This window comes from Corticibacter populi (assembly GCF_004217315.1).
Classification (GTDB): domain Bacteria; phylum Pseudomonadota; class Gammaproteobacteria; order Burkholderiales; family Burkholderiaceae_C; genus Lampropedia; species Lampropedia populi.
On record NZ_SGWR01000002.1, the window covers coordinates 799174 to 824776 of the forward strand.

The window sequence follows — 25603 nt, forward strand, 5'->3', positions numbered from 1 at the left end:
CTGTTTTTCTCCCATCCACCACTTCCCGAGAGGTTCTCCATGGCCACTTCCCATTTCGTGCGCAAGCTCAGCATCCTGTCTGCCACCGCCCTGTTCTCCATGGGCGCGGCAGCCAAGGACCTCACGGTCGTCAACTTCGGTGGCGCCAATGGCAACGCCCAGAAGACGGCCTATTTCGAGACCTTCGAGAAAGCCAGCGGCAACCCCATCATCGGCGTCGAATACAACGGCGAGCAGGCCCGCGTCAAGGCCATGGTCGAGACCGGCCGCGTGACCTGGGACGTGGTCGAGGTCGAGACAGGCGATCTCACGCGCGGCTGTGACGAGGGGCTCTACGAGAAGATCGACTGGTCGCGCGTCGTCCCCGAGGATGCGCTGATTCCCGAAGCCGTGACCGAGTGCGGCGTCGGTGCCTTCGTCTGGTCCACCGTGCTGGCCTATGACAGCAACAAGCTCAAGACCACGCCAACGGGCTGGGCCGACTTCTGGGACGTGGAAAAATTCCCCGGCAAGCGCGGCATGCGCAAGCAGGCGCTCTACAACCTGGAGTTCGCGCTGATGGCCGACGGCGTACCGGCCAAGGACGTCTATGGCGTGCTGGCCACCAAGGAGGGCGTGGACCGCGCCTTCAAGAAGCTCGACGAGATCAAGCCGCACATCCAGTGGTGGGAAGCGGGCGCGCAGCCGCCGCAGTTCCTGGTGGCGGGCGACGTGGTCATGTCCACCGCCTTCAATGGCCGCATCGACGCCGCCAAGCGCGAGGGCCAGCCCCTCAACGTGGTGTGGAACGGCGGCATCTACGACCTCGACTACTGGGTCATCCCCAAGGGCACGCCCAACAAGGACCTGGCCTACGACTTCATCAAGCACGCCAGCGGCGCCGACACCCAGGCGGTGTATGCGCAGCACATCGCCTACGGTCCGGTCAACCTCGAAGCGCTCAAGGCACTGGACGCCAAGACCGCTGCCGACCTGCCCAGCACCCCGGAAAACGCCGCCGTCGGCGTGCTGATGAACGGCGAATTCTGGACCGACCACGGCGAGGAGCTGCAACAGCGCTTTACCGCCTGGTCCGCACGCTGACCCCCGGCATCGCCCTCCCATACCAGCAGAGACCGCCATGCACACCGAGGCCATTCTTCCCCCCCAGGCCATACCGGCCGAGGACGCGCGACGCCTGCGCCGTGAGCTGCGCCACGCCGAATGGCGCAAGAAGGCCCAGGCACTGGCGCTGATCGCACCGCTGGCGCTCTTCCTGTTCGCGGTGTTCCTGGTGCCGATCGCGCTGTTGCTGCAGCGCTCGGTGGACAGTCCCGAAGTGCACGATGCCCTGCCGCAAACCGTCGAGGCGCTGACAGGCTGGGACCGCCGGGCATTGCCCGCCGATGCCGCCTATGCCGCGCTGGCTGCCGACCTGCAGCACCTGACGTCCGGCGATGGCAACGCCGGCAACCTGGCGCGGCGCCTGAACAACGAGATCAGCGGCTACCGCTCGCTGATCACCAGGACCGCCCGCGCCCTGCCGCTCGAAGGCCCTCCGCGCGAGGCGCTGATCGCGCTCGATGCGCGCTGGGGCGAGCTGCCCTACTGGCAGGCCATCGCCAAGAACGGCGCGCCCTACACTCCCTTCTTCCTGCTGGCCGCACTCGACCTGCAGCAGGACAACTTCGGCAAGATCGAGGCGGCCGATCCGGACGCGGCCATCTACCGCGCCATCCTGGGGCGCACCCTGTGGATCGGCGTGGTCGCCACGCTGATCACGCTGGCGGTGGCCTTTCCGCTCGCCTACTGGGCCTCGACGCTGTCCGCGCGCAGCGCCAACCTGGTGATGATCGGCGTGCTGATCCCGTTCTGGACCTCGGTGCTGGTGCGCATCGCCGCCTGGATCGTGCTGCTGCAGCAAAACGGCCTGATCAACTCGGCGCTGCTGGCCAGCGGCATCATCGACTCGCCGCTGGCGCTGCTGTTCAACCGCACCGGCGTCTACATCTCGATGGTGCACATCATGCTGCCCTTCATGATCCTGCCGCTCTACAGCGTCATGAAGGCCATCCCGCCAAGCTACGTGCGCGCCGCCATCTCGCTGGGCAGTCATCCCTTCGCCGCCTTCTGGCGCGTCTACATCCCGCAGACCTACGCTGGCGTGGCCGCGGGCGTGCTGCTGGTGTTCATCACCACCATCGGCTACTACATCACCCCCGCGCTGCTGGGTGGCCCGGGCGACCAGATGGTGAGCTACTACATCGCCTACTTCACCAACACCGTGGTCAACTGGGGCATGGCCTGCGCCCTGGGCGCGCTGCTGCTGGCGGCCACGCTGGTGCTGTATGCCGTCTACCAGCGCGTCGCCAGGCCCGGCGCGGCCGCGACGGTCCGCTGAGGAGGAACCCCCATGAACCGCCTGCTGCCCACCTTTCCGCCCTACACCTCGTGGCCGGAGCGCCTCTGGTACTTCGCGCTGCGCGGCATTTGCGCGCTGGTGCTGCTGTTCCTGATCCTGCCGATCCTGGCGATCATCCCGCTGTCTTTTTCCAGCGGCAGCTTCCTGGCCTACCCGATGCCGGGCTTCTCGCTGCGCTGGTACGAGAACCTGCTGGGCGCGCCCGAATGGCTGCGTGCGGCCAAGAACAGCTTCATCATCGCGCCGGCGGCCACGCTGATCGCCACCGTGCTCGGCACGCTGGCGGCCACGGGCCTGGCCAAGGCCGAGTTCCGCGGCAAGGGCCTCTTGATGGCGGTGCTGATCTCGCCGATGGTGGTGCCCGTCATCGTCGTCGGCGTGGGCATGTACCTGTTCTTCGCACCGCTGGGCCTGGCCGACAGCTACACCGGGCTGATCCTGGCGCATGCGGCGCTGGGCGCCCCTTTCGTGCTGACCACCGTGCTGGCGACGCTGCAGGGCTTCAACCACAACCTGGTGCGCGCCAGCCTCTCGCTGGGCGCGGGCCGGCTGACCACCTTCTTTCGCGTCACGCTGCCGCTGATCGCGCCGGGCGTGATCTCGGGCGCGCTGTTCGCCTTTGCCGTCTCGTTCGACGAAGTGGTGGTCACGCTGTTTCTCGCCGGCGCCGAACAGGTCACGCTGCCGCGCCAGATGTTCACCGGCATCCGCGAGAACATCAGCCCGACCATCGCTGCCCTCGCCACCATCCTGATCGTGCTCTCGACCAGCCTGCTGCTGGTGCTCGAATGGCTGCGCGGGCGCCTGGCGCGCCGGCTCAAGGCCTGACCAGTCAAACGGGACAGCGATCCGCTGTCCCGTTCATCCCGCGCACCTTGGCGGGCAAGCCTCCCGGAAGCTCAGGCCTCAAAAGGCGTGCCGGATGCCAAACGAGTAGCCCTGCTCCTTGCCGGATTCGGAATACTTCGTGTGGTTGAAGTTCACGAACAGCGCCGTCTGTTTGGACAGTGCGTAGGTGCCGAACAACTCATAGGACTTGCTGGTGCCATCGACCAGCGCCAGCACGTCCGCGTCGGTGTTGTAGCCAGCCTGCGCGCCGACCCGGAAATTGCCCAATGGCACGGCCACACCGGCCGTATAACCCTTGCCCAGCGTGCTGTGCGCCATGCGGTTGTAGCTGGCGCTGACCTCGGCCGGCCCGAAGTCGTAGCGCGCGGCCAATGCGTAGGCCACGCGGTTGTCATCGCCGCCCTTACCTTCCACCGTCGCACCCAGCATCAAGGCCTCATGACGATACATGGCGGCGGCCTGGATCAGCGTGCGTGCCTCGCCCATGCCGTGCCAGAGGGTCGACTGGCCGGAACTGTCGCTGATGTCATCCTTCAGGGCCACGCCGACGCGGGCCTGGAAGCCGCCGACCTCCGGCGTGATGTACTGGAACTGCCCGGCCCCGCCGATCGGGCTGTCGTAGTTGAACCAGGAAATCAGGCCCGCCTTGTAATAGGCGGAAAACGAGGTCGTGCCATTGATGTCGAACCAGAACGTGGTGTCATCCACCACGGTGAACATGCGGCCCAGGCGCACTTCGCCGAAGGTGCCCGACAGGCCGACCCAGGACGCGCGCGAGAAATAGGGCGTGGCCGCCTCACCCGTGGTCGGCGTCAGACCCGCCTCGTACTGGAAGTTGACCTTGGTGCCGCCGCCCAGGTCTTCCGAGCCCTTGATGCCCCAGCGCGAGGCGAGATCGGGATTGCGCAGGAACATCAGGCCTTCGCTGGTCGACGGGCCCGACAGCGGCGTGAACTTGGTGCCACCAAGCCCGACATCGATGAGGCCGTACAACTGCACGGACGACTGCGCAAAGGCGCAGGAAGAGCAGGTCAGCAGGGCTGCCAGGGGAATTGCAAAGGGTTTCATCGCTCGGGCTCCTTGAGACAGGGTGGACAGGGGTGGGACAAACAGGAAAGAAGGGAGAAGCCGACACGCAGGCAACAGCACACCATGGCAGGTGCAGGCACCGGCCAGACAGACCACCGGCACCGGACCGATCCGGTCACCGGGAAGAGAGCGAGGGACCGTTCAGCCGCTCACGCCGATTTCGTGGTAGCGGCGATCGAAATACACCAGGCTGCCCGTGCCAGCGCCAAGCTCCACCGCCAGCACCTGGCAGAACAGCACCTCGTGGGTGCCGATGCAGGTACGGCTGGTGACACGGCAGTCGAACGAGACAGCAGCCTGCGCCAGGATGGGCGCGCCCGAAGCGGCCGTCTTCCAGTCACAGGCGGCAAAGCGCTGTGCCATCGGCGTCTTGCCGCCAAAGAGGTTGGAGAGGTGCTGGTGCCCCGGCCCCAGTGTGTTGACGCACAGCGCCTGGTTGTCACGAAACGCCGGGTAGACCGAGGCACTGCGGTTGAGGCAGACCAGCAGGGTGGGAGGCGTATCGGTGACGCTGCTCACGGCAGAAGCGGTGAAGCCGGCACGCCCGCCCGGACCATCGGTGGTGATGATGTTGACGGCAGCGCCAAGCCTGGCCATGGCATTGCGGTAGTCCTCCCGGGACAGCCCGCCGACGGGCGGCGGCATGGTGGCGATGGACAGGGCCGCATGGCGGCTGTCATCCACATGGAGATTCTGGGCAACGGACATGAAATCCTCCGGAAGGATCGGGTCGGGAGCGGGAACGGCACGACAGGGGCACGGCAAGGACTGGCGCGGCAACCTTCAGGGCTGCGCCAGGCCCTGCAGATAGTCGATCAACTGGGCATTGAAGCTGCCGCTGTCGGTGACGCTGTTGGCATGTCCGCCATGCGGCATCAGCGCCAGCGTGGCATGGGGCAGGCCATCGGCCAGCTGGCGCGAGCGCGTCCATGGCACCAGGACGTCATCCATCGTGGCCATGACCAGCGCGGGCGCGGCAATGTCCGGCAGGCGCTGCACCACATCGAATGCCGACAGCGCCGCGATGCGTGCCTTCATGGTGGCCGCGCCAGGAAAATGCTGCAGCGCATGTTCGACTTCCGCCTGCACCTGGTCGGCGTGTTCCGCACTCCAGGCGGCCGGGTACAGAAAAATCGGTTGGGCCTCGACATAGGCCCGCGGTCCGACGGCATCGAGCAGCGCCAGTCGCGCCTTGAAGCAGCGCGCCGAGTGCGGGTTGGGCCCCGCCCAGGCATTAACCAGCACCAGGCTGGCGATGCGGTCGGGCGCCTGCAAAGCCAGTTGCAGGCCCACCAGCCCACCCAGCGCATGGCCGACCAGATGGCATTGGGACACCTGCGCGGCGTCCAGCACCGCCAGGACATCGGCTGCCATGTCCTCGATGCGGTAGTCCTGTGGCAGCTCGGCGCGGCTGCGGCCGGTGCCGCGCTGGTCGTAGGTGATGACTTCGAAGCCGGCCTGCCGCAGGGGCTCGATCTGCGTGCCCCAGAAACCGGCCACGCCCCCCAGGCCCGAGGCCAGCAGCACCGTGCCGCGGCGCGGCGCCGCAGGCGGATGGATGTCGTAAGCGGGCACCATCGGTTCAGCCCTTGGTCCCGACGTGGGCGATGGTGGCGATCTCCACCAGCGCATCGGGCTTGACGAGGCCGCACTGGATGCAATAGCGCGCGGGCTTGTCACCGGGGAAGAATTCGGCATACACCGCGTTGACGGCTGCGTAGTTGGCCCAGTCGGTGATGAAGATCGAGTTGAAGGTGACATCGGCCATGGTGCCGCCTGCCGCCGTGATGACGCCCTGGATGGTCTCCAGCACATGGCGCGCCTGCGCCGCCGGATCGCCCGGGTGGACGACGTTGTTGTCTTTGTCGAATGGCAGGGTGCCGGAGACATAGACCACGCCGTCGGCCAGCGTGCCCGGCACGAAAGGAGCGATGGGGGTGCCGGTTCCCGGCGGGATGATGACTTGCTTGGGCATGGACAGACTCCGTGATGGCAGTGAATGAATGAAAAGTGGTGAACAGGCCGGGACAGATGGATGCGGGCGCTGCGGGTTCATGCCTTGCCGGCGCCGGCGGCCGCGGCAAGGCAGAAGGCTTCGACGCTGGAGACCCAACCGAAGAAGGTCTCGACGTTGTAGACGCTGGCCGCCTGGATGGCCGGGCCGCCCAGTTCATGGGTGGCGTCCTCGAGCATCACGCAGAAATATTCGAGATGGAACGCATCCCGAATCGACGATTCAACGCAGACGTTGGTGGCAATGCCGGTGAATACCAGGTTGCGGATGCCGCGCGCGCGCAGCGTGCTGTCGAGCGTGCTGTTGAAGAAGCCGCTGTAGCGTGTCTTGGGCACGACGATGTCGGCCTGCTGCGGCGCAAGCGCATCGACCAGCGCATAGTCCCACCCTCCCTTGGCCAGGAACCGGCCATGCAGTTCGGGCCTGGCGCGCATGGTCTTGAGCGCGTTGGACTTGTGCCAGTTCGGCGAGCCAGGCCCGCCAGCCTCGACATAGCGCGCGTCCCAGCCGTTCTGCAGGAACACCACCTGGATGCCCGCGGCGCGCGCGGCGTCCACCGTGCGCTGGATGTTGGCGATCACGCCCTGTGCGCCGGAAATGTCAAAGCCGGCCTTGTCCACGTAGCCGTCCAGCGAGGCATAGGCGTTTTGCATGTCGACCACGATGACGGCCGTGTCATCGGTGCGGAAGGTCACCGGCTCCGGCCGCGCCGGCAGCACACGGCGCAGTGGATCGCCGTCGGCGTAGGGCAGTCCCACCGGCGTGTTCGATGTGAGGGTGCGGTTCTTTTCCTGCATGCGTGTCCCCTCAGGCCGCCGATGCGACGGCCACCGCCCGGGATGGCACGGGGGAGTCGGCACCGACCCGGCTGCGCATCAGCGGCTGGATGCGTTCGCCAAAGTTGCGCACGCCAGCGACGAAGTCATCGAAGGTGAGCAGCACACCCTCGGTGCCGGGCACCTCGGCCATTTCATCGAGCATGCGTGCCACACTCGCATAGGACCCCACCAGTGTTCCCATGTTGATGTTAACGGCCGACGTGGGATCGGCCATCTGGCGCACATTCGTGTCGCTACCCGAGCGCGTGTCGGCCGCGCCCTGCTCGCCCAGCCAGGCAATGGCCACCTGGTCGGCACCGGCCTTGTAATGCTCCCACTTGGCACGGGCGGCCTCATCGGTTTCGTCGGCGATCACCATCATCAACACGAAGGTCGTGACGTGCCGGCCGGTCTGGGCCGTGGCCGCAATCAGCTTCTCGGCGGCGGGCGCGAAGGCCTTGGGCGTATTGACTCCCTTGCCAAAGGCGAAGTTGTAGTCCGCATACTTGGCCGAGAACGCCATGCCCGCGTCGCTCTGGCCCGCGCAGATGACCTTCATTGGCACCTGCGGCACGGGTTTGACCTGGCAGTCCTCCATCGTGAAGTGCTCGCCCTTGAAGTCGGAGCGGCCGGTGCCCCACAGGTCGCGCAACACCTGCACATACTCCGTCAGGTAGTTGTAGCGGGTGGAGAAGAACTCGTCGCCGGGCCACATGCCCATCTGCGAATACTCGGGCCGCTGCCAGCCGGTGACCAGGTTCACGCCGAAGCGCCCGTTGGAGATGGAGTCGATGGTCGCGGCCATGCGGGCCACGATGGCCGGCGACATGACCAGCGACGCCGCCGTGCCATACAGCTTGATCTTGCTGGTCACGGCCGCCAGCCCGGCCATCAGCGTGAACGACTCCAGGTTGTAGTCCCAGAATTCCGTCTTGCCGCCAAAGCCGCGCAGCTTGATCATCGACAGCGCAAAATCCAGGCCGTAATGCTCGGCCGCCAGCACGATCTCCTTGTTGAGCGCAAAGCTGGGCTTGTATTGCGGCGCATTCTCCGACAGAAGCCAACCGTTGTTACCGATGGGGATGAAGACACCAACTTTCATACCTGCCTGTCCTGACTAAGATGTGAAGGATCCGTATGGCAGGCCTAAAGCAATTCAGATGCCAGTTTTTTTATTAAATAAAATCAATATGTTAATTATTCATTCCGTTTATTTTTTACCAAATGATCCATTCTGGATCACTCAGTTCCAAAAGCAGCCTCCAACTGGTGCGGGCATCGCCCAAGCCTGGGGCGGCCCGCATCCACCTGGGGCCGGCCTGTTTGTCGTATCCTCCCCATACAAGAGATAGAGACGCTCCCCCGCCGAGGATCACAACACCTATGAGAAAACGCACCCAGCAGGCCGAAGATTTTCCCGAGCAGCGCACCCCATCGAGTCGCCCGGCGGCGACGCCTGGTCGTGCCAGCACCGAATCGGCCCGCGCCGCAAGTTCGCGCCGACGCCAGCGCAAGGTCGAGGAAAAGCGCAGAGCCATCACGGAGGCCGCGCTCGATCAGTTCTCCCGCTTTGGCCTGCATGGCACCAGCCTGGACCAGATCGCCACGCTCGCGGACGTCTCGAAGACCAACCTGCTCTACTACTTTTCCAACAAGGAAGACCTGTACGTCAAGGTGCTGCATGAGCACCTGACGTGGTGGCTGGTGCCACTGGAGGGCTTCAGCGACGAACAGGATCCGCAGCAGGTGGTGGGCGACTACATCCGCCGCAAGCTGGAAGCCTCGCGCGATCAGCCCCAGGCCTCACGCCTGTTCTGCCTGGAGATGATCCAGGGCGCGCCGCTGCTCTCGCCGATCCTGGTCAGCGAGCTCAATGACCTGGTCCGGCGCAAGGCCACCGTCATCCGCAACTGGGTCGAACGAGGGGCCATGGCCCCGGTGGACCCATACCATTTCATCTTCGCCCTGTGGGCCACCACCCAGCATTACGCCGACTTTGCGGTGCAGGTCGAGGCCGTGACCGGGCGCACCCTGCAGGATGCCGACTTCTTCGAGGAAACCGTGCAGAACGTGCAGCGCATCGTGCTCCACGGTGCCCTTGCCAACACCCCGGTGGGGCCGGCCATGCTCGATCAGGCTGGCGCCGGCTGATAGGCCGAGAGGCGCCAGATCATCAGGGCCACCGTCAGGTCGAGCCGGTGGTGATGGTCGCCCAGGGAGCGGCCCGTCAATGTCTCGATGCGCTGCAACCGGTAGCCCAGGGTATTGCGGTGCACCTGCAGGCGCTGAGCCGCCAGCGCCAGATTGCCATTGCACTGGAGCCAGGCCTCCAGCGTGGGCATCAGCACCGGGCTGTGGCGGCCATCATCGTGAATCAGCGCGCCCAGCACGGCGGCAACGAAACGGTCGAGCAACTGGCGGTCGCGCACCGCACTGAGCAGCTCCAGCACCCCCAGTTCGCCAAAGCAGGACAGGCCCAGCCGCTCCGGGAAGGATTGCGCCACCACCAGCGCCTGGCGCGCCTCGCCCAGCCCTGCTGCATAGTGCTGCGGCAGGTGGCCGGTGGCGCTCAGACCCAGGAAGAGGCGCAGCGGCGCCAGCCGTGTGTTGGCCCGCACCAGCAGCGCCTGCATGCGCTGGCGGTTATGCCGCCCCTGCTGCGCATCGGCGGCGGGCAGCAGCGCAATCCAGTGCTCGCCCTGGCAGATCAGCGCCAGCGCATCCCCCAGCCCGGCGACCACCTGTTCGATCTCGTCATGCAATTGCTGGCGATACCCCTGCAGTCGTGATTCCGCCTGCAGCGGCGCATCATCGGTGAAGAGCTGTTCGCCACCGGCCAGCCGGAACAGGGCGAGCTGGCGCGGCACCGCCAGCGGCAATGCCAGGCTGCGGGCGCGCTGCAGCAGCACCTCCAGGGATTGGTAGCCGCCCTCGAGCAGTTGCTCGAGGACATGCTGGCGCGACCGTCCCAGCATCTGCGCCTGCACCAGCGCCGTGCCGATGGCCTGCGTCACCACCACCATCTTGAGCTGGTAAGGCTGCTCCAGCAGGGGCAGCGAGAGCCGCTCGGCCTCAGCCACCACGGCCACGGGAATGGCGCGAATGAATTCCTCCCCCGTCAGGATGACCATGCCGGCGACCCGCTGCTGGTGCGCTTCGCGCACCAGTTGCAGCAGATTGGCCTCCTGGCGAGGGTGGTTGATGCCGGTGACGAACACCAGCTCACCGCCCATGACCCAGTCGGCAATGCCCTCGTTTTCCGCCACATACGGCCAGCGCACCACATGGTCGAGGCCCGCCGCACCTGCACGCAGACGCAGCTCGTGCAGGCCGGGCAGCGCAAGAATGTCGGCGATCCTGAGCATGTACCCACTCCCCTGGCAAGGCCTTCAGCGCCGGTCCTGCCGCAGGTAAGCCACGCCCAGCGCCGCCGGCTCCTGCGCATGGCCGGCCCGGCAGGCAGAAATCGCCAGCACCAGGATGGTCAAGGCGTAAGGCAGCATGCCCATCAGGTACACCGGCGCTTCCCAGCCGATGGCCTGCAGCCGTGGCAGCAAGGCCTCCACCGCGCCGAAGAAGAACGCGCCGAAGATTGCCCGCACCGGGCTCCAGCGCGCAAAGATCACCAGCGCCAGCGCAATCCAGCCGCGTCCGGCCACCATGTTCTCGACCCAGACATTGCTGGCCACCACCGACAGGTAGGCGCCCGCCAGGCCTCCCAGCGCACCGCAGCAGGCCACTGCCAGCAACTGGTGCAATGGCACGTTGACGCCGGCCACATCGGCGGTGGCCGGGTCTTCGCCCACGGCCCGGATCCGCAGGCCCAGCCGGGTGTGTGCCAGGGCCCATCCCAGCAGCAGGCACAGTGCCAGCGCGCCGTAGGTCAGCGCATCCTGGCGGAACAGCAGCGGCCCGATGAGGGGCAGCCCCGCCAGCGCGCCGACATCCAGTGGCGCCAGCCCCTCGAATGGGCGGTGCACCTGGGAGCGTCCGAGCAGGCCCGCCAGCCCCAGGCCGATCGCCATGGTGGCCAGGCCCGCCAGCACCTGCTCGGCCCGCATGAGGACCACCGCGACACCAAAGCCCAGCGCCAGCAGCATGCCGGCCAGCATGGCCGCGGCCACGCCCAGCCACACCGGCGCGCCCTGCAGAATGAGCACCGCCGAGGTCATCGCCCCCATGGCGAGATAGCCTTCTATACCCAGGCTGACCACGCCGGCGCGCTCCGACAGGATCAGGCCGACACAGGCCAGCAGCAGGGGCATGGCCGCCAGCGGTACGCTGCCGAGCCAGCCGCTCAGAAAAGCGAGATCCATCAGGCCGGCTCCTTTCTGGCATCGATGCGAAAGTGCGCAAAGAACAGGCACACCAGCAGACTCATCAGGATGACACCCTGCAGCAGCAGCACAACCGCCTCCGACAGGCCATAGAAGACCTTGAGCGTGCCGCCGGCGTTGTAGAGGCCGCCCAGCACGAAGGCCACCGGCACCACCCACAGCGGCTTGAGCCGCGCGATGAAGGCCACCACGATGCCGCTGAACGTCATGTTCCAGCCGATGTTTTGCGTCAGCCGGTACTCGGTGCCGCTGACGATGATGCCGCCGGCCAGCCCGGCCAGCGCGCCCGACAGCAGCACCATGCCCGCCAGCGTGGCGGTCACCGGGATGCCGGCCGCCCTGGCCACCTGCGCATTGGCACCGATGGCATTGGCATGGAAGCCGGCGCGGCTGCGCTCCAACAGCGCCGCCACCAGTAGCGCCGCGAGCAACGCAACGACAATGCCGCTGTGCAGATTGCCCATTCCCAGCAGCGCCAGCCGCCCTTCCGGGCCGATGCGGGGCGAGACCGGAAAGCTGTTGGCCGGATCACGCCAGGCCCCGAACAGCAGGTGCTGCAGCAACAGATAGGCGATGTTGGACATCAGCAGCGTCACCACCAGCTCGCTCACCTGCAGCCGCAGCCTCAGCAGCAGCGGCAGTGCAATCCAGGCGGCGCCGCACAGCGCCGCCGCCAGCAGCATCAGCGGCAGCCGCAGGACTGGCGGGCCGAAGCCATGCAGCGCCACTGCGGTGGCACCGATGGCGCCCAGCCATAGCTGGCCTTCGATGCCGATGTTCCAGAATTTCAGCCGCATGGCCACGGCCGAGGCCAGTCCGGCCAGCACCAGCGGCACGCTCAGCGTCAGGGTCTGCGCCAAGCCCTGTTGGCGCAGGAAGACCTGCACGACCAGGTCGTCGAACAGCGCCTGCGCCGGCACGCCAACGGCCATCAGCAACAGCAGGCCCAGCACGATGCCCACCAGCAGGCCGCCCGTGAAGGTGAGCACGGCGCGCGGCGTGGAAACCGCCAAGCGCCGCTGCAGCGCAAAGGTGTACTCAGGCATGGTGCGCGGCCGCCTCCCCCAGCGCCGCGCCGGCCGTCCCCAGCATCAGATGCCCTACCCGCTCGGCACTGGCGCCGCCGGGGCATTCGCCGGTGATGCGGCCGGCGCTGATGACCACGATGCGGTCCGACAGGGCCAGCACCTCCTCCAGGTCTTCACTGATGAGCAGACAGGCCGCGCCCCTGGCAGCGGCGGCGCGAATGGCCGCATGCACGCTGGCGCAGGCCTTGACATCCAGGCCCCGCGTGGGCGAATGAGCGATCAGCAGACGCATGTCCGCATCCAGCTCGCGCGCCAGCAGCACTTTCTGCGCATTGCCGCCGGACAGCAGGCTGGTGCGCGTGTCGGGTCGCGCCCCGGCGATGTCATGCTGCGCAATGCTGGCCTGCGCATCGGCACGCATGCGCCACCGGTCCAGCCACCAGCGCCGGTAGCGGCCCGTGCGCACCCGCGTCAGGGCCAGGTTGTCGGCCACCGGCAGTTCGCCGATCAGGCCGCTGGCGGCTCGATCGGAAGGGATGATGCGCAGGCCCAGGTCGCGGCGCCGGGCCACGCTGGCGTCGTTGACGCGGGCGCCGTCGAGTTCGATGCTGCCGGCCTCCACGCGGGCCGTGCCCAGCAGGGCGTCGGCCAGCTGTTGCTGGCCATTGCCACCCACGCCGGCAACGCCGACGATCTCACCGGCACGCACCCGCAGGCTCAGGTCCACGATGCCAACGCCGCCATCGGGCCGGCGCACGCACAACGCCTGGGTGTTGAGCAGGTCCGGGCCATTGGCGATGCGGGAGCTGGGCTGGCGCTGCGGGCCATCCGGATGCTCGCCGACCATCAATGCCGCGATCGCGGCCTGCGACAGCGCGTCGGTGGCCAGGTTGGAGGCGACGGTGCGGCCCTGCCGCATGATGGTCAGACGCTGGCTGTGGCCAACGACCTCGCGCAGCTTGTGGGTGATCAGGATGATGCTGCAGCCGCCCTCGGCCATGCGGTTCATGGCCGCCAGCATGTCGGCGGCCTCGCGGTCGGTCAGCACGGCCGTGGGCTCGTCGAGCACCAGGATGCGCGCGCCCAGCGCCAGGATCTTGCAGATCTCCACGCGCTGGCGCTCGGCCACCGAGAGATCGGCCACACGACGGGCCGGGTCGATGCCCAGGCCGGTCTGACCGGCCGCCTGCCGCAGCGCGGCCACGGCCTGCGGCACGGTGCGCAACTCGCGCCGGCCACCGGCGGCCAGCAGCAGGTTCTCGGCCACGCTGAAGCGCTCCACCAGCCGGAAGTGCTGGTGCACCATGCCGATGCCGGCGGCGATGGCGTCGGCCGGCCTGCGCACCGGCAGGCGCTCGCCGCGCAGCAATATATGGCCCTCGTCGGCTTGGTAGACGCCGGTGAGAATGTTCATCAGCGTGGACTTGCCCGCGCCGTTCTCGCCCAGCAGGGCATGCACCTCGCCCTGGCGCAGCTCCAGGCTGGCGCGCTGCAGCACCGGGCGGTCGCCGAAACGCTTCGAGAGACCGCACAGCTCCAGCAGCGGCGGCGCGGCGGTGTGTGTCATCGAACGCTTCCTGTGATGCCCTGGATCAGGTAGTCCATGGCCCACAGCGTGGCATCATCGGGGTGCTGGCCCTCAACCACGGCCACCTCGCCGTTCTGCTTGAGAAGCGGCCCGGCAAATGGCGCCAGGCTGCCATCGAGGATCTGCTGGCGCGCCTGGGCAATGCGCTCGCGCGCCCCAGCGGGTACCTTGTCGCCCAGCGGAGTGATGTCGACCACACCTTCCTTCATGCCTGGGAAGGCGCCATGCTCCGTCGGCGTCCATTGGCCACCGACGATCTGGCGGATGGTGGGCACGAGGTGCTTGTCCCAATGGAACACCACTGAGGTGAGGTGCCCCTTGGGAGCGAGCTTGCTCATGTCGAGCTGAAAGCCCACCGAGGCCTTGCCCGCCTTCTCGGCCATGGTGAACGGCGCCGCCGACGACAGGTTGTTGGCGATCACGTCGGCATTCTGCTCGAGGATGGATTGCGCGGCCTGCCCTTCCTTGGCCGGATCCCACCAGGAGTTGGTGTAGAGCGCGATCGTCCTGATGGCCGGATCGACGGCCTGCGCGCCGCGTGTGAAGCCATTGATGTCCCAGTTGACCACCGAGACCGGAAAGCCGCCGAGCATGCCCAGCGTCTTGCTCTGGCTGACCGCGCCGGCAGCCATGCCGGCCAGGTACCAAGCCTCGTAGGTACGGGCGTAGAAACTCTCCAGGTTGGCGGCATTGGTGGTGCCGGAGGCCGCCAGGAAGGCCACGCCCGGGTACTTCTGCGCAGCCTCCAGCACTCCGTCGGAGTAGCCGTAGGAAGTGGTGACGATGATGTTGAAGCCGCGCTGCACATAGAGGTCGATGGCGTTCTTCAGCGCGCTGGCCTCCTCGGCGATGCTCTCGGCCGCCGCCACCGGATAACCCAGCTCCTGCGCAACGATCTGGCGCGCATTGTCCATGGCCTCGTTCCAGCCGCCGTCGCGCGCCGTGGCGGCGTAGATGAAGGCGATCTTGGGCGGCCCGTCGAGCTTGAAGGCCTCGGCGGCGGGAACGGCGGTGGCCGTCAGCAGCGCGGCACCGGCCAGCAACAGGGCGCGGCGACCGGCGGAAAAGAAGGGGCTCTGGTTCATGGGGGCTCCAGGTGGTTGGGGTGTGGACGCGGGATGCCGGGTTCAGGGCGCCGGGGCGTCGCCCTGCCGATGGAAATAGGTGTCGTCAAAACGCGAGCGGATGTAGTCGCCGGTGCTGATCGGTGGATAGCGCGGCGGCCAGTCGGCGTTCTGGCAACTGGGCAGAACCTCGATCACCCGCTTGGAACTGGTGCCGAAGAAAAAGGGGATCGAGTAGCGCTGGCGCCCCGAGGTATTGATGGCACGGTGCAGCGTCGAGGCGAAGTAGTCATTGGTCCAGCGCGCCATCAGGTCGCCCACATTGACGATGAAGCAGCCCGGCAGCGGTGGCGCCTGAATCCATTCGCCCGCGCTGTTGAGTACCTGCAATGCCGGAACCTCGTCGGTGCAGAGGATGGTGAAGCACTCGTAGTCGGAATGCGCGCCGATGCCGATCTGCGCCTCGTCGATCGGCCCGTCCTGGCTGGGATAGGACAGCACCCGCATGTGCGCCATCGGCTTGTCCAGGTAGGCCTCGAAGAAGTCCTCGGGCAACTCCAGCGCCAGCGCGAAAGCGGCAAAAATGCGGTGACCGAACGCAATCATCGCGGCGTGATACGCCAGCAGCGCCGGCCGGAACCCCGGCAAAGCCGCCGGCCACTGATTGGGGCCGTAGCCGAACACGCCGGCCTGCACGTCCGGGTCCTGCTGCGGCACCTCCAGCGCGAGGTCGAAACCTTCGTGCATGTCGCCCTTGCTCTCGGTATTGGTGTTCTCGCCAAGCATGGGGGTATAGCCTCGCATGTTCTCGGAGTTGCCGACGTGGATGGCCATCTTGTCCTCCAGCGGCAGCGCAAAGAAATCCTGCGCGGCGGCAAAGGTACCTTCGATCAGGCCCTGCGGCACACCATGCCCGCGCGCATAGAAGAACCCCACCTCCGTGCAGGCCTTGCGCACCGCCTCGCCGACCTGTGCGCGGGCCGCCGCGTCACCGCCGAACATCGGGGCGAAGTCGATCACCGGGATCTCCGAGAACGGGGCCTGCCTGGCCTGCAGGCCCGAGGGGTTGAAGCTGCGCGGGCCATTGCCTGTGGTGATGGTTTGCATAGATGCATCCTGTGGATTCAGCGTATCCCCCCAATGCAAGGGACATGCCAGTTGGCCAGGCGGGACCGTTCACCACCACCACCGGCTTTTTCACCACACGATTTGTGCAAACTGCACAAATCATTCCGGTGTTTATCGTCGCTGCGCCCCCGACCTTTGTGCCCTACTGACAAATCCGATCCAAAGTAGTGCTGCCTCGGTGCCGATGTGCCTCAAAACCGGGATTGCCATGTCGCGTAGCCGCAACGCCAGCCTGGCGCATGGCATGGCCTCCCGACCGGCGCTTGTGCCCACGTCTGCCAGCATGGCTAGGCGCGATGAAAAGAGCGCAGGTTTTGGGTCGCTCAGGTGCGTTCCTCGCGCGTGAACGGCAGGCCCAGCGCCGAAGGCTGGGCCTGCCGCGCCATGCCGCTTCGCGCCACCAGCACCATGACCACCAGCGTGACGATGTAAGGCGTCATCATCATGAAATACTGCGGCAGCTTGACGCCGCTGGCCGCCAGTTGCGGGATCAGCGCCTCGATGCAGCCGAACAGCACCGCGCCCGCCAGCGCCTTCCAGGGCGACCAGCGCGAGAAGATCACCAGCGCCACTGCGATCCAGCCGCGCCCACCGGTCATGTCGGCAATCCACAGCTTGGTGCTGACCACCGAGATGTAGGCACCGGCCAGGCCGATCAGCATCGCGCCGGCCACGATGGCCCCCAGCCGCATGCCGGTCACCGAGATGCCCGCCGCATCGGCGGCCTGCGGATTCTCGCCAACCGCGCGCAGCCGCATGCCGGTGGTGGTGCGCTCGAACACCCAGACCACGGCCAGGAACAGCAGGGGCGTGGCATAGACCAGCGGGTTCTGCACGAACAGCTTGCCGACCAGCGGCAACTCCGACAAGGGCCACAGGCCCCAGGCCGGCAGGCCCTGCACGGGCCGGTTGGTCCACTCCAGCAGAGTGCCCAGCAGGCCCGTGAGCCCCTGGCAGAAGAACACCAGGGCCAGGCCGGCAATGATCTGGTTGAGCCGCAACACCAGCACCATGAAGGCAAACAGCAGCGAGACGAGCGCGGCTGCCAGCATGGCGATGCACAGCGACAGGCCGACCTCGCCGAAATGCAGTTGCGCGCCAATACCCGCGAGCGCGCCGACCAGCATCAAGCCTTCCGCGCCGATGGCCAGCACACCCGACTTCTCGGTGATGATCAGGCCCAGCGCCGCCAGCGCAAAGGGCACCACGAATACAGGGGCGTTGCCCAGCCAGTTGGCTACCATGTCCATCACACCGCTCCCGATTGAACCCGCCGGACGCGATGGCGGATGAAGAAGTCCGACGACGCGACGCAGATCACCAGGATGGCCTGGATCAGCTGCACCATCGAGAAGGGGATCTGGTAGAACACCTGCAGGCTGCGCCCGGCCACGAACAGCATGGCCATCAGCAGCGCCACCACCAGTGCCGCAACCGGGTTGTTGCGCGCCAGAAAGGCGATCAGGATGCCGGAGAAGCCATAGCCCAGGTAGAACGACTGGGTCAGGCGCCCTTCCTGGCCAGCCGTCACCAGCAAGCCGGCCAGCCCGGCCAGTGCGCCGGATCCGAGCACCGCCGCGAGCGTGATGCCGACGACCGGCACACCCACCGCCGTGGCAACCCGGGTGCTGGCATCGACGAAGCGCAGGTACAGGCCGGCCCTGGAGACGTTGAGCAGCCACAGCGCCAGCAACGCGACGATGGCCGCGATCGGCACCGCCAGGCTGATGCCGTCGAGCACATCCGGCAGCCGCTCGAAAGGACGGAACTGCGGCGAATAGGGAAAGGCGTCCTTGGGATCCTTCCAGCTGCCATAGACCAGATGCAGCAGGAAATTGCCGGCCACGTAATTGAGCATCAGGGTCGAGATGATCTCGTTGACCTGCAGGCGGATCTTCAGCAGCGCGGGCACTATCACCCAGGCCAGGCCTCCCAGGCAGGCGGCCAGCATCATCAAGGGCAGGCGCAACGCGGGCGGCCCCACCTCGAAGAGCGACACCGCGGTGGCGGCGATGCCGCCCCAGATCATCTGCCCTTCGAGCCCGAGATTCCAGAACCGCGCCCGGAAGGCCACGCAACCGGCCAACCCGACCAGGATCATCGGTGCGGCCTGAAACAGCACGGCCTTGAGGCTCTGGCTGTCCAGCACGGTCATGACGACGAATTCATTGAGCAGCTCATCGGCAGGCACACCGGCAGCCACCAGGATGGCGACCGAGATCCCCAGGCCGACCAGCAGCGACAGCGCGATGATGGCGGCTTGCTGCCACCAGGGCATCTGCTGGCGAATTTCGATGGTGTAGCGGCGCGTGAACAGCGGCTGGCGCGCCTCGGTGGCGCGTGCCGGCGCGGCGGTTCCGGATGAAAGAGTGGCTTGTTCAGGCATGAGAGACCATCGCCTTTCCTATGGCCTGCCGATCGGCAGGCCGGCCGAACTCCGCGACGATGCGGCCCTTGTTCATGACACCGATGCGGTCGGCCAGGCCCAGCACCTCATCGAGATCCTCGCTGATGAGCAGCACGGCCGCTCCCGCATCGCGTGCGGCGCGCAGCCGTGCATGCACGGCCTGGCTGGCCTTGACGTCCAGGCCGCGGCTCGGGCTGTGCACCAGCACCAGTTGCGGCCGGCGGCCGAACTCCCGTGCGATCACCAGTTTCTGCGCATTGCCGCCGGACAGCAGTGCGGCCTTCTGGCGCAGCAACCGCACGCCCTGCACGTCGAACTGCGCCACCGCCGCGGCGGCAGCCCGGTCCATGCGCCGCCGGTCCAGCCACCACCAGGGGCCATAGGCGCCATCGGCCACCTGGCCAACGCCGTGGTTCTCCGAAACCGACAGCCCTGCGGCCAGGGCCGCACCATAGCGATCAGCCGGAATGCAGGCGATGCGCAGTTCGTGGCGCTGGCGACCGCTGGCGTGCAGGAGGTCGCCGAACCCGGCCAGTTCGGCACTGCCTTCGCAGGGCTGAGGAATGCCCATCAGGGCGTTGGCCAGCTCTCCCTGGCCATTGCCGCCCACACCAGCGATGCCGTAGATCTCGCCGCTGCGCAGTTGCAGGTCCACACCACCCGGCACCGCCTCCTGCCCGCCGGAGCCGGTGGCACTGCCGGATGGCACACGCAGTTGCCGCACCGTCAGCCGCACCTCGCCCGGCTGGCCCGGTTCATATGCCACCCGCGGCGACGACTCGCCCACGGTCAGTCGCACCAGATCATCCTCGGACGCATCACCTGGCGCCAGGGTCTCGATGGTCCGGCCGCCCCGCATCACGGTAACCCGGTCGGCAAAGCGCTTGACATCGGCCATCTTGTGCGTGACCAGCACCACCGCCGCGCCCTGCCGCGCCAGTGCTTGCATCGTGGCCAGCAGGCGCTGCGCCTCCTGGTCGGTGAGCACTGCGGTCGGCTCATCGAGGATCAGGATGCGCGCACCCGCCAGCAGCACCTTGAGGATCTCGACCCGCTGCTGCTCGGCGATCGACAGGGCCAGCGTGGATTTGGCCGGATCGATCTCGAAGCCGAGTTCGGCGGCCTTGGCCTCGATGCGGCGGCACACCCAGGCCAGCCGCTTCGTGTGCGTGACCGGTGCCTCCGGGCTGGCCGGCAGGCTCAGCAGAATGTTCTCGGCCACGCTGAAGGGCCGCACCAGCTTGAAATGCTGGTGCACCATGCCGATCCGGTGCCGGCTGGCATCGCTCGGACCGCCCAGGCGTACCGGGTTGTCGTCGATGAGCATCTCCCCGCTCTCGGGCGCGTACAGGCCGGCGGCGATGTTCATCAGCGATGACTTGCCCGCGCCGTTCTCGCCAAGCAGCGCATGCACCTCGCCCCAGCGGACCGTGAAGCTGGCCTGCGAGAGCGCCTGGAAGCCGTCGAACGACTTGCTGACGTTCCGCAGTTCAAGCGCATTGTGGGCGGCCATGGCGGTCAGTCCTGCGTGATCACACCCTTGACGAACCAGTCCATCTGCCAGAGCTGCGCATCGGGCATCACCGCGCCGGCGGCGATGCGCTCATTGCCGTCGCGATCGGACATGGGGCCGCTGTAGAGCGTCTTCTCGCCCTTGAGGAATTCCTCGCGGGCGGCCATGATGCGCTCGGCCTGCTCAGCGGGAACCGCCGGTCCGCAGCAGGCGGCGTCAGTGCCACCTTCCTGCATCGACAGCAGCGCGCCGTTCGGATTGGGCTTCCAGTCGCCAGCGGCAACCTTCTTGAGTTCGGGAATCAGAAAGCGGTCCCATACCCAGACCGACGAGCAGACGGTGGCTTCGGGCGCGAACTCGCGCATGTCGCGGTGGTGGCCGGTGCCGTGGGCGCCGCGCTCCTGCGCGACGATCTGCGGCGTCGGGCTGTCGACGTGCTGCCCCAGCACATCGGCGCCGGCATCGAGCAGCGCGGTGGCGGCGGCGCGCTCCTTGACCGGGTCGTTCCAGGCGCCGGTGTAGATCACCGTCACCGTGGCGGCAGGGTTGATCGACTGCGCACCCAGTGCGAACCCGTTGATGGCCCAGTTGACCGGGCCAACCGGATTGGCCGCCACATAGCCGAGCTTGCCGCTCTTGGAACTGGCCGCCGCGGCCATGCCGCACAGGTACTGGCTCTCGTAGGTGCGGCCATTGAAGGACAGCAGATTGGGCGCACTGGTCGTGCCCGAGGCATTGAGGAACGCCACCTGCGGGTACTTGGTGGCCAGCTCCTTGAAGGTGTCCGAATAGCCGAAGGCCGTGCCGATCACCACATTGGCACCGCGCTGGATCAGGCGCTCGACCGTCGGGCGGATCGCCGAGGCGTTCTCCGGCACACTCTCGACGTACTGGATCTTCACGTCCAGCTCGTTCTCGATCTTCTGGCGCGCCTCGTCAAACGCCTGGGTCCAGCCGCCGTCATTGCGGGGGCTGATGTAGAGCATGGCGATTTTCATCGGCTCTTTCAGGGTCAGGCCGTCCTGGGCCAGCGCCGGCATGGCGACGCTGACGGTCAGGCATGCGGCGCAGGCCAAGGCGGGCAGAAAGCGATGGGACATGTCACGTACCTCCATGGGTTCGGATTTCAGGGGTGGGGGAAAGGGGTCGTCAAGGGCCGGGGGTCACAGCATGTGATTGATGCGAAAGACGTTCTGCTCCGGATCCAGCAGCACGGCCTGGTACCAGTTGTAATAGGTCTTGTAGGGAGGCTTGACGAGTGTGGCCCCCTGCGCCTGGGCCACCGGCACCAGCCGGTCGACCTCCTGCGGACTGTCCACGTCGATGTTCAGCAAGAATTTCACGCCCCGGGAATCGGCATGCTCGGCCAGATGCAGCATTTCATAGGCGTCATGGGCGTTGAAGCCCAGGCAGGACTTGCCGGTATCGAGGCCGCGAAAGATCGGCGAGCGGATCGCCTCAATCTCCGGGAAGCCGAACAGCTGGCTGTAAAAAGCGCTGAGCGCCTCGATGTCGCGGGCAAAGACGTTGACATAGGAGAGCGTGCTCATGCTGCGATGCCTTTTCCGAAGGTGGTCTGCTTGACGAACTTGGAGTGCAGGTGATCGCCGGAGGTGATGGGGCGGTAGTGAGGTGGATTGGCGGCGCTGCTGCAGCCGGGCAGGCATTCGATCACGGCGTCATAGTTGGGCTGGTGGAAGAACACCAGCGACTGGCGCTTGTCATCGGAGGTGCTGTCCTCGGGCGGGTTGATAACGCGGTGCAGCGTCGAGATCCACTCATCGTTGGTCCACTGCATCATCAGGTCGCCAATGTTGACAACAAAACCGTCCTCGACGTGCGGCACGTCGACCCAGTTGCCATCGCGGTTGCAGACCTGGAGGCCGCCACGCGCGCTGTCCGGACGCACGATGGTCATGCTGCCATAGTCGGTGTGCGCGCCGGCGCGCATCTGTCCGGGCTGGATGCCATCCTTGAGGTGCGGATAGCTGAGGCTGCGGAACATGCTGATGTGCTCGTCGATCTTGTCGTCGAAGTAGTGTTCCGGCAACTTCAGTGCCAGGGCGAAGATGCGCATCATGGCGGCAGCCAGCTCGCTCATGACCTGGAAGTACTCCTCGTAGGCCTCCTTGAAGCCCGGCAGGTTCTCGGGCCAGACGTTGGGCGCGAAGTGCGGGCCGGCCGCTTTGCCGCGGTGGTATTCATCGTCGGGCACGTTGCTGGGCCCGATCGAGAATGATTCCTTGAGGTCGGGCGGCGCCTCTTCCTCGAGCGAGTACGAGAGGCCTTCCTCGGCCACGCCCGAATAGCCGCGCACCATGTCCGGACTGGGACGGTCCACCTTGCGCTTTTCCTCCAGCGGCAGCGCGAAGAACCGGCGCGTCAGCACATACACGCGTTCGATCAATTCCCGGGGAATCTGGTGATTGACGATGACCAGAAACCCGATGCTGCGGCACGCCTGGTCGACGGCCTCCGCTACTTTCTCCTTGCCTTCGGACGTACCGGAGAAATATGGTTGCAGGTCAATGATGGGAACATGTTGCAAGATCATGGTTTTTCCTGGAAAGGCAGGGGAAACGAGGTGGGCCGGCCAAACGGCAAAACCTGGGCTCAGGCCGCCTTGCGGTAGTCGTGGTTGCGGTTCAGCCGCTCCATCAGGTAATCGCCATAGACCACGGGCGGAAACTGGGGCGGGTGCTCGGCGTCGATGCATGCTGGCAGGCATTCGATGCGGCTCTTCATGTTTGGGTCGAGGAAGTAAGGCATCGAGTAGCGGTCGCCACCCGAACGGTTGATGACCCGGTGCGGCGTCGAGACCAGACGCCCGTTGGTCCAGCGCGAGAGCATGTCGCCCACATTGAGCACATAGGCGTTCGGGATGGGTGGCGCCTCGATCCAATCTCCACCCACCGGGCGCACCTGCAGGCCGCCGGAATCGTCCTGCGCCAGCAGCGTGATGACGCCATAGTCGGTGTGGGGTGCCGAACCCATTTGCACATCCTCCTGCGGCGCCTGGGGCGGGTAGTGCAGCAGGCGCAGAAAGGTCGTCGGCTTCTCGAAGAAGCTGTCCAGCGCGGTATCGGGCATGTCCAGCCCCATGGCGACCAGACGGATGATGTAGCGCCCCAGCGCGTCGACCTGCGCGATATAAGCCTCGATGGCGGGACGGAAGCCCGGCAGCCACTGCGGCCATTGGTTGGGTCCCTGGATCGGCTCGCCTGCCAGCAGAGCCGGATCATCGGCGGCCAGTTCGTGCATCAGCATCAGCGATTCGCTCATGTTGGGGCGGGTCACCTTGGCCACGGACGAGGTCCGGATGGTTTCGGTCGCCATGCCGATGTAACCGCGGTGGAACGCATTGACGGCCAGCGACTGTTTGAGCGCCAGATCGGAGGCATGGAAGCGCCGGGAAGCCTCGAAGGCACTGACACGCACCGCAGGATCAACGTTGTGCCCGCAGATGTAGGCGAAACCGATGGTGCTGAGCGCCTCGTAAAGCACCTTGGCAACCGCATCGGCGGTAGGATGCTGGCTGTCGATGTTCCCCTGGAGATCAATGAGCGGAATCGATTGCATGGTCTTCCCTTTGCGTGAGCAAGAACGACACTGTTCCCGCGAAGCTGAGCAAGAAGCGTGCCCATACTGACCAAACGGACAAAAACAGACCAGATGGAATAATTTGACAGGGGATCAGCCGTTCGCAGGCCGCCACAAGCCATGTGATCCGGCTGAACCTGACTGCAGCTGGTGCATCAACAGCGTAAAGCGCCGCCCCATGTGGTGCGTTCGCGCCCCGTGCGCTGATTCAGGCACTTTCCTTGTGCATGGGGGCGCAGATCAGTCGGCCCGGAAAATGGCCGCGCGGGGGGCGCCACGCCGCCAGCGGCGCAGCAGCAGCCCATCAGGCCAGCAAGGCCCCCAGCGCGCGGCCGATCGCCGGATCGAGGCACTGCGCGGCATTGAAGCGCATGAAGCTGCCAGCGCTTTGCGACAGGCTGAAGGCATTGCCCGGCGCCAGCACCATGCGGTGTTGCAGCAAGGCCCGCTGCGAGAGGTCCGCGGCATCGACGCCGTCCGGCAGCCGGCACCACAGGAACATGCCGGCCTGCGGCCGGTGCCAGGGCTGGATGCCAAGCCGCTGCAGGCGCTCGATGGTCAGTCCCATCGCATCGGCCAGCCGCGCGCGCAAGCCGTTCATGTGGCGCTGGTAGGTACCTCCGGCCAGCAGGGTGTGCAGCAGCTCGGCCGAGAAGTGGCCGGATTCGAATGCAGTGGCGAGCTTCAGGTCCACCAGCTGGCTGATCCAGTCCGCGCGCGTGGCAATGTGGCCGACTCGCACCGAAGCCGACAGCGTCTTGGAGAAGCTGCCCACGTACACCACGCGCTGCAGGCCGTCGAGCGCGGCCAGGCGCGGCGCGGGGTGGTGTTCGAAGTCGGCGAACACGTCGTCCTCGATGATGGTCAGCTCATGCTGCGCAGCCAGCACCAGCACCTGGTGCGCCACCTCCAGGCTGAGGCTGGCCCCGGTGGGGTTGTGCAGCGCCGCGTTGGTGAGATAGAGGCGCGGGCGGTGCTGCGCCAGGCACTGCGCCAGCGCGACGAGATCCGGCCCCTGCGGCGTGTACGGCACGCTGACGACCTCGGCACGGTGCGCGCGCAGCATGGCCTGGAAGCTGAAATAGCACGGATCGTCCACCAGCACGGTGTCGCCCGGCTGCAGCAGGAAGCGGCACAGCAGGTCCACCGCCTGCGTGCCCGATTCGGTCAGCATCAGCTGCGCGGGCGCCGCCTTGACGCCGCGCTCGGCCAGCCGGTGCGAGAGCAGCTGGCGCAGCTGCGGCGAGCCCTGCGGCGTGCCATAGCCGGTCAGCGGCGCGAGCGCACGGCGCGAGAGCGTGCGCAGCGCGCGGCGGATGTCCTGCTCAGGCATCCAGGTCTCGGGCAGCCAGCCGCAGCCGGGCTTGAGGCTGGCGGCATCGGCCAGCAGCGACTGGCGCGTCACCCAGACCGGGTCACTCTGCGGTGCCATGCCGGGCTGCACCTCGGCGACGCTGAACGGCGTGAGCTGCCGCCCCACGTAGAAGCCCGAGCCGGGGCGCGACTCGATGACCCCTTCGGCCACCAGCCGTGCATAGGCATCCACCACGGTCGAACGCGCCACGCCCAACGCTTCGGCCTGTGCGCGGATCGAAGGCAGGCGCTTGCCGGCGCACAAGCTGCGGCCCTCGATGCGCTGGCGAATATCGCGCATGACCTGCTCGACGCGCGTGGATGCGACGCCATGGTCGGCCGTTGGCTGCAGCTGTGGCTGGCCGGGAATGGGGGTTTCGGGCATGGTATCGGGGAAGGGAACCGTACTGGCAG

General features: G+C 66.7%; 24 protein-coding genes. 4 read left to right on the forward strand and 20 right to left on the reverse strand.

Annotated elements, in window-relative coordinates:
* The first annotated feature begins 39 nt into the window (after positions 1–39).
* The 3 genes from EV687_RS09765 to EV687_RS09775 are packed head-to-tail and all read left to right on the forward strand — an operon-like array spanning position 40 to position 3229.
* Positions 40–1083, forward strand: coding sequence for an ABC transporter substrate-binding protein (locus EV687_RS09765; RefSeq protein WP_122230339.1), 1044 nt, complete (start codon positions 40–42; stop codon positions 1081–1083).
* 37 nt (positions 1084–1120) lie between these two features.
* The gene (locus EV687_RS09770) at positions 1121–2380 is read left to right on the forward strand and encodes an ABC transporter permease (protein ID WP_122230337.1); all 1260 of its coding nucleotides are present in this window, start codon (positions 1121–1123) and stop codon (positions 2378–2380) included.
* A gap of 12 nt (positions 2381–2392) precedes the next feature.
* Complete coding sequence (locus EV687_RS09775) at positions 2393–3229, forward strand: ABC transporter permease (RefSeq protein WP_122230335.1); 837 nt, start codon at positions 2393–2395, stop codon at positions 3227–3229.
* Between the two features lie 78 nt (positions 3230–3307).
* Here EV687_RS09775 and EV687_RS09780 read toward each other — a convergent pair whose 3' ends face one another.
* From EV687_RS09780 to rutA, 6 genes are all read right to left on the reverse strand, one after another.
* On the reverse strand, positions 3308–4318 hold the full coding sequence (locus EV687_RS09780; RefSeq protein ID WP_122230333.1) for a porin: 1011 nt from the start codon (positions 4316–4318) through the stop codon (positions 3308–3310).
* 162 nt (positions 4319–4480) lie between these two features.
* The gene (rutF, locus tag EV687_RS09785; protein WP_122230331.1) at positions 4481–5047 is read right to left on the reverse strand and encodes an NADH-dependent FMN reductase RutF; all 567 of its coding nucleotides are present in this window, start codon (positions 5045–5047) and stop codon (positions 4481–4483) included.
* A 75-nt stretch (positions 5048–5122) separates the two neighbouring features.
* On the reverse strand, positions 5123–5917 hold the full coding sequence (gene rutD, locus EV687_RS09790) for a pyrimidine utilization protein D (RefSeq protein WP_122230329.1): 795 nt from the start codon (positions 5915–5917) through the stop codon (positions 5123–5125).
* A gap of 4 nt (positions 5918–5921) precedes the next feature.
* On the reverse strand, positions 5922–6314 hold the full coding sequence (gene rutC, locus EV687_RS09795) for a pyrimidine utilization protein C (RefSeq protein ID WP_122230328.1): 393 nt from the start codon (positions 6312–6314) through the stop codon (positions 5922–5924).
* Between the two features lie 77 nt (positions 6315–6391).
* A complete protein-coding gene (gene rutB, locus EV687_RS09800) occupies positions 6392–7150 on the reverse strand; it encodes a pyrimidine utilization protein B (protein ID WP_122230326.1) in 759 nt (252 codons plus the stop codon).
* A gap of 10 nt (positions 7151–7160) precedes the next feature.
* On the reverse strand, positions 7161–8273 hold the full coding sequence (gene rutA / locus EV687_RS09805; protein ID WP_122230324.1) for a pyrimidine utilization protein A: 1113 nt from the start codon (positions 8271–8273) through the stop codon (positions 7161–7163).
* 281 nt (positions 8274–8554) lie between these two features.
* Between rutA and rutR the strand changes: the two genes are divergently transcribed.
* Entirely contained in the window at positions 8555–9322 is a 768-nt protein-coding gene (gene rutR / locus EV687_RS09810) for an HTH-type transcriptional regulator RutR (RefSeq protein ID WP_122230322.1), read from the forward strand.
* Here rutR and EV687_RS09815 read toward each other — a convergent pair.
* The 14 genes from EV687_RS09815 to EV687_RS09880 all read right to left on the reverse strand — a co-directional run bounded on the left by EV687_RS09815 (position 9304) and on the right by EV687_RS09880 (position 25574).
* Positions 9304–10536 (reverse strand): PucR family transcriptional regulator, encoded by a 1233-nt coding sequence (locus tag EV687_RS09815; protein ID WP_122230320.1) that lies wholly within the window; start codon positions 10534–10536, stop codon positions 9304–9306. The two genes, rutR and EV687_RS09815, sit on opposite strands and share 19 nt — an antisense overlap.
* A 24-nt stretch (positions 10537–10560) precedes the next feature.
* On the reverse strand, positions 10561–11487 hold the full coding sequence (locus EV687_RS09820) for an ABC transporter permease (protein ID WP_122230318.1): 927 nt from the start codon (positions 11485–11487) through the stop codon (positions 10561–10563).
* Entirely contained in the window at positions 11487–12554 is a 1068-nt protein-coding gene (locus EV687_RS09825; protein ID WP_122230316.1) for an ABC transporter permease, read from the reverse strand. Before EV687_RS09825 ends, EV687_RS09820 begins: the two co-directional genes overlap by 1 nt.
* On the reverse strand, positions 12547–14103 hold the full coding sequence (locus EV687_RS09830) for an ABC transporter ATP-binding protein (RefSeq protein WP_122230314.1): 1557 nt from the start codon (positions 14101–14103) through the stop codon (positions 12547–12549). The genes EV687_RS09825 and EV687_RS09830 overlap by 8 nt, the downstream gene beginning before the upstream one ends.
* Positions 14100–15209, reverse strand: coding sequence for a BMP family ABC transporter substrate-binding protein (locus tag EV687_RS09835; protein WP_122230312.1), 1110 nt, complete (start codon positions 15207–15209; stop codon positions 14100–14102). Before EV687_RS09835 ends, EV687_RS09830 begins: the two co-directional genes overlap by 4 nt.
* 42 nt (positions 15210–15251) lie before the next feature.
* On the reverse strand, positions 15252–16295 hold the full coding sequence (locus EV687_RS09840; protein ID WP_122230310.1) for an isopenicillin N synthase family dioxygenase: 1044 nt from the start codon (positions 16293–16295) through the stop codon (positions 15252–15254).
* Between the two features lie 344 nt (positions 16296–16639).
* Positions 16640–17566: an ABC transporter permease gene (locus EV687_RS09845; protein ID WP_122230308.1), complete on the reverse strand. Its 927-nt coding sequence runs from the start codon at positions 17564–17566 to the stop codon at positions 16640–16642.
* Positions 17566–18702, reverse strand: coding sequence for an ABC transporter permease (locus EV687_RS09850; RefSeq protein WP_122230306.1), 1137 nt, complete (start codon positions 18700–18702; stop codon positions 17566–17568). The genes EV687_RS09845 and EV687_RS09850 overlap by 1 nt, the downstream gene beginning before the upstream one ends.
* Positions 18695–20236 carry an ABC transporter ATP-binding protein gene (locus EV687_RS09855; protein ID WP_122230304.1) on the reverse strand — a complete coding sequence of 514 codons (1542 nt, stop codon included), beginning with the start codon at positions 20234–20236 and terminating at the stop codon, positions 18695–18697. The genes EV687_RS09850 and EV687_RS09855 overlap by 8 nt, the downstream gene beginning before the upstream one ends.
* Positions 20237–20241: 5 nt before the next feature.
* Positions 20242–21336, reverse strand: coding sequence for a BMP family ABC transporter substrate-binding protein (locus tag EV687_RS09860; protein ID WP_122230302.1), 1095 nt, complete (start codon positions 21334–21336; stop codon positions 20242–20244).
* A gap of 63 nt (positions 21337–21399) precedes the next feature.
* Positions 21400–21786, reverse strand: a complete 387-nt coding sequence (locus EV687_RS09865; RefSeq protein ID WP_122230300.1) for a VOC family protein — start codon at positions 21784–21786, stop codon at positions 21400–21402.
* Positions 21783–22790: an isopenicillin N synthase family dioxygenase gene (locus EV687_RS09870; RefSeq protein WP_122230299.1), complete on the reverse strand. Its 1008-nt coding sequence runs from the start codon at positions 22788–22790 to the stop codon at positions 21783–21785. Before EV687_RS09870 ends, EV687_RS09865 begins: the two co-directional genes overlap by 4 nt.
* Positions 22791–22849: 59 nt before the next feature.
* Positions 22850–23815 (reverse strand): isopenicillin N synthase family dioxygenase, encoded by a 966-nt coding sequence (locus tag EV687_RS09875; protein WP_122230297.1) that lies wholly within the window; start codon positions 23813–23815, stop codon positions 22850–22852.
* A 325-nt stretch (positions 23816–24140) separates the two neighbouring features.
* A complete protein-coding gene (locus tag EV687_RS09880; RefSeq protein WP_122230295.1) occupies positions 24141–25574 on the reverse strand; it encodes an aminotransferase-like domain-containing protein in 1434 nt (477 codons plus the stop codon).
* Positions 25575–25603 lie beyond the last annotated feature (29 nt).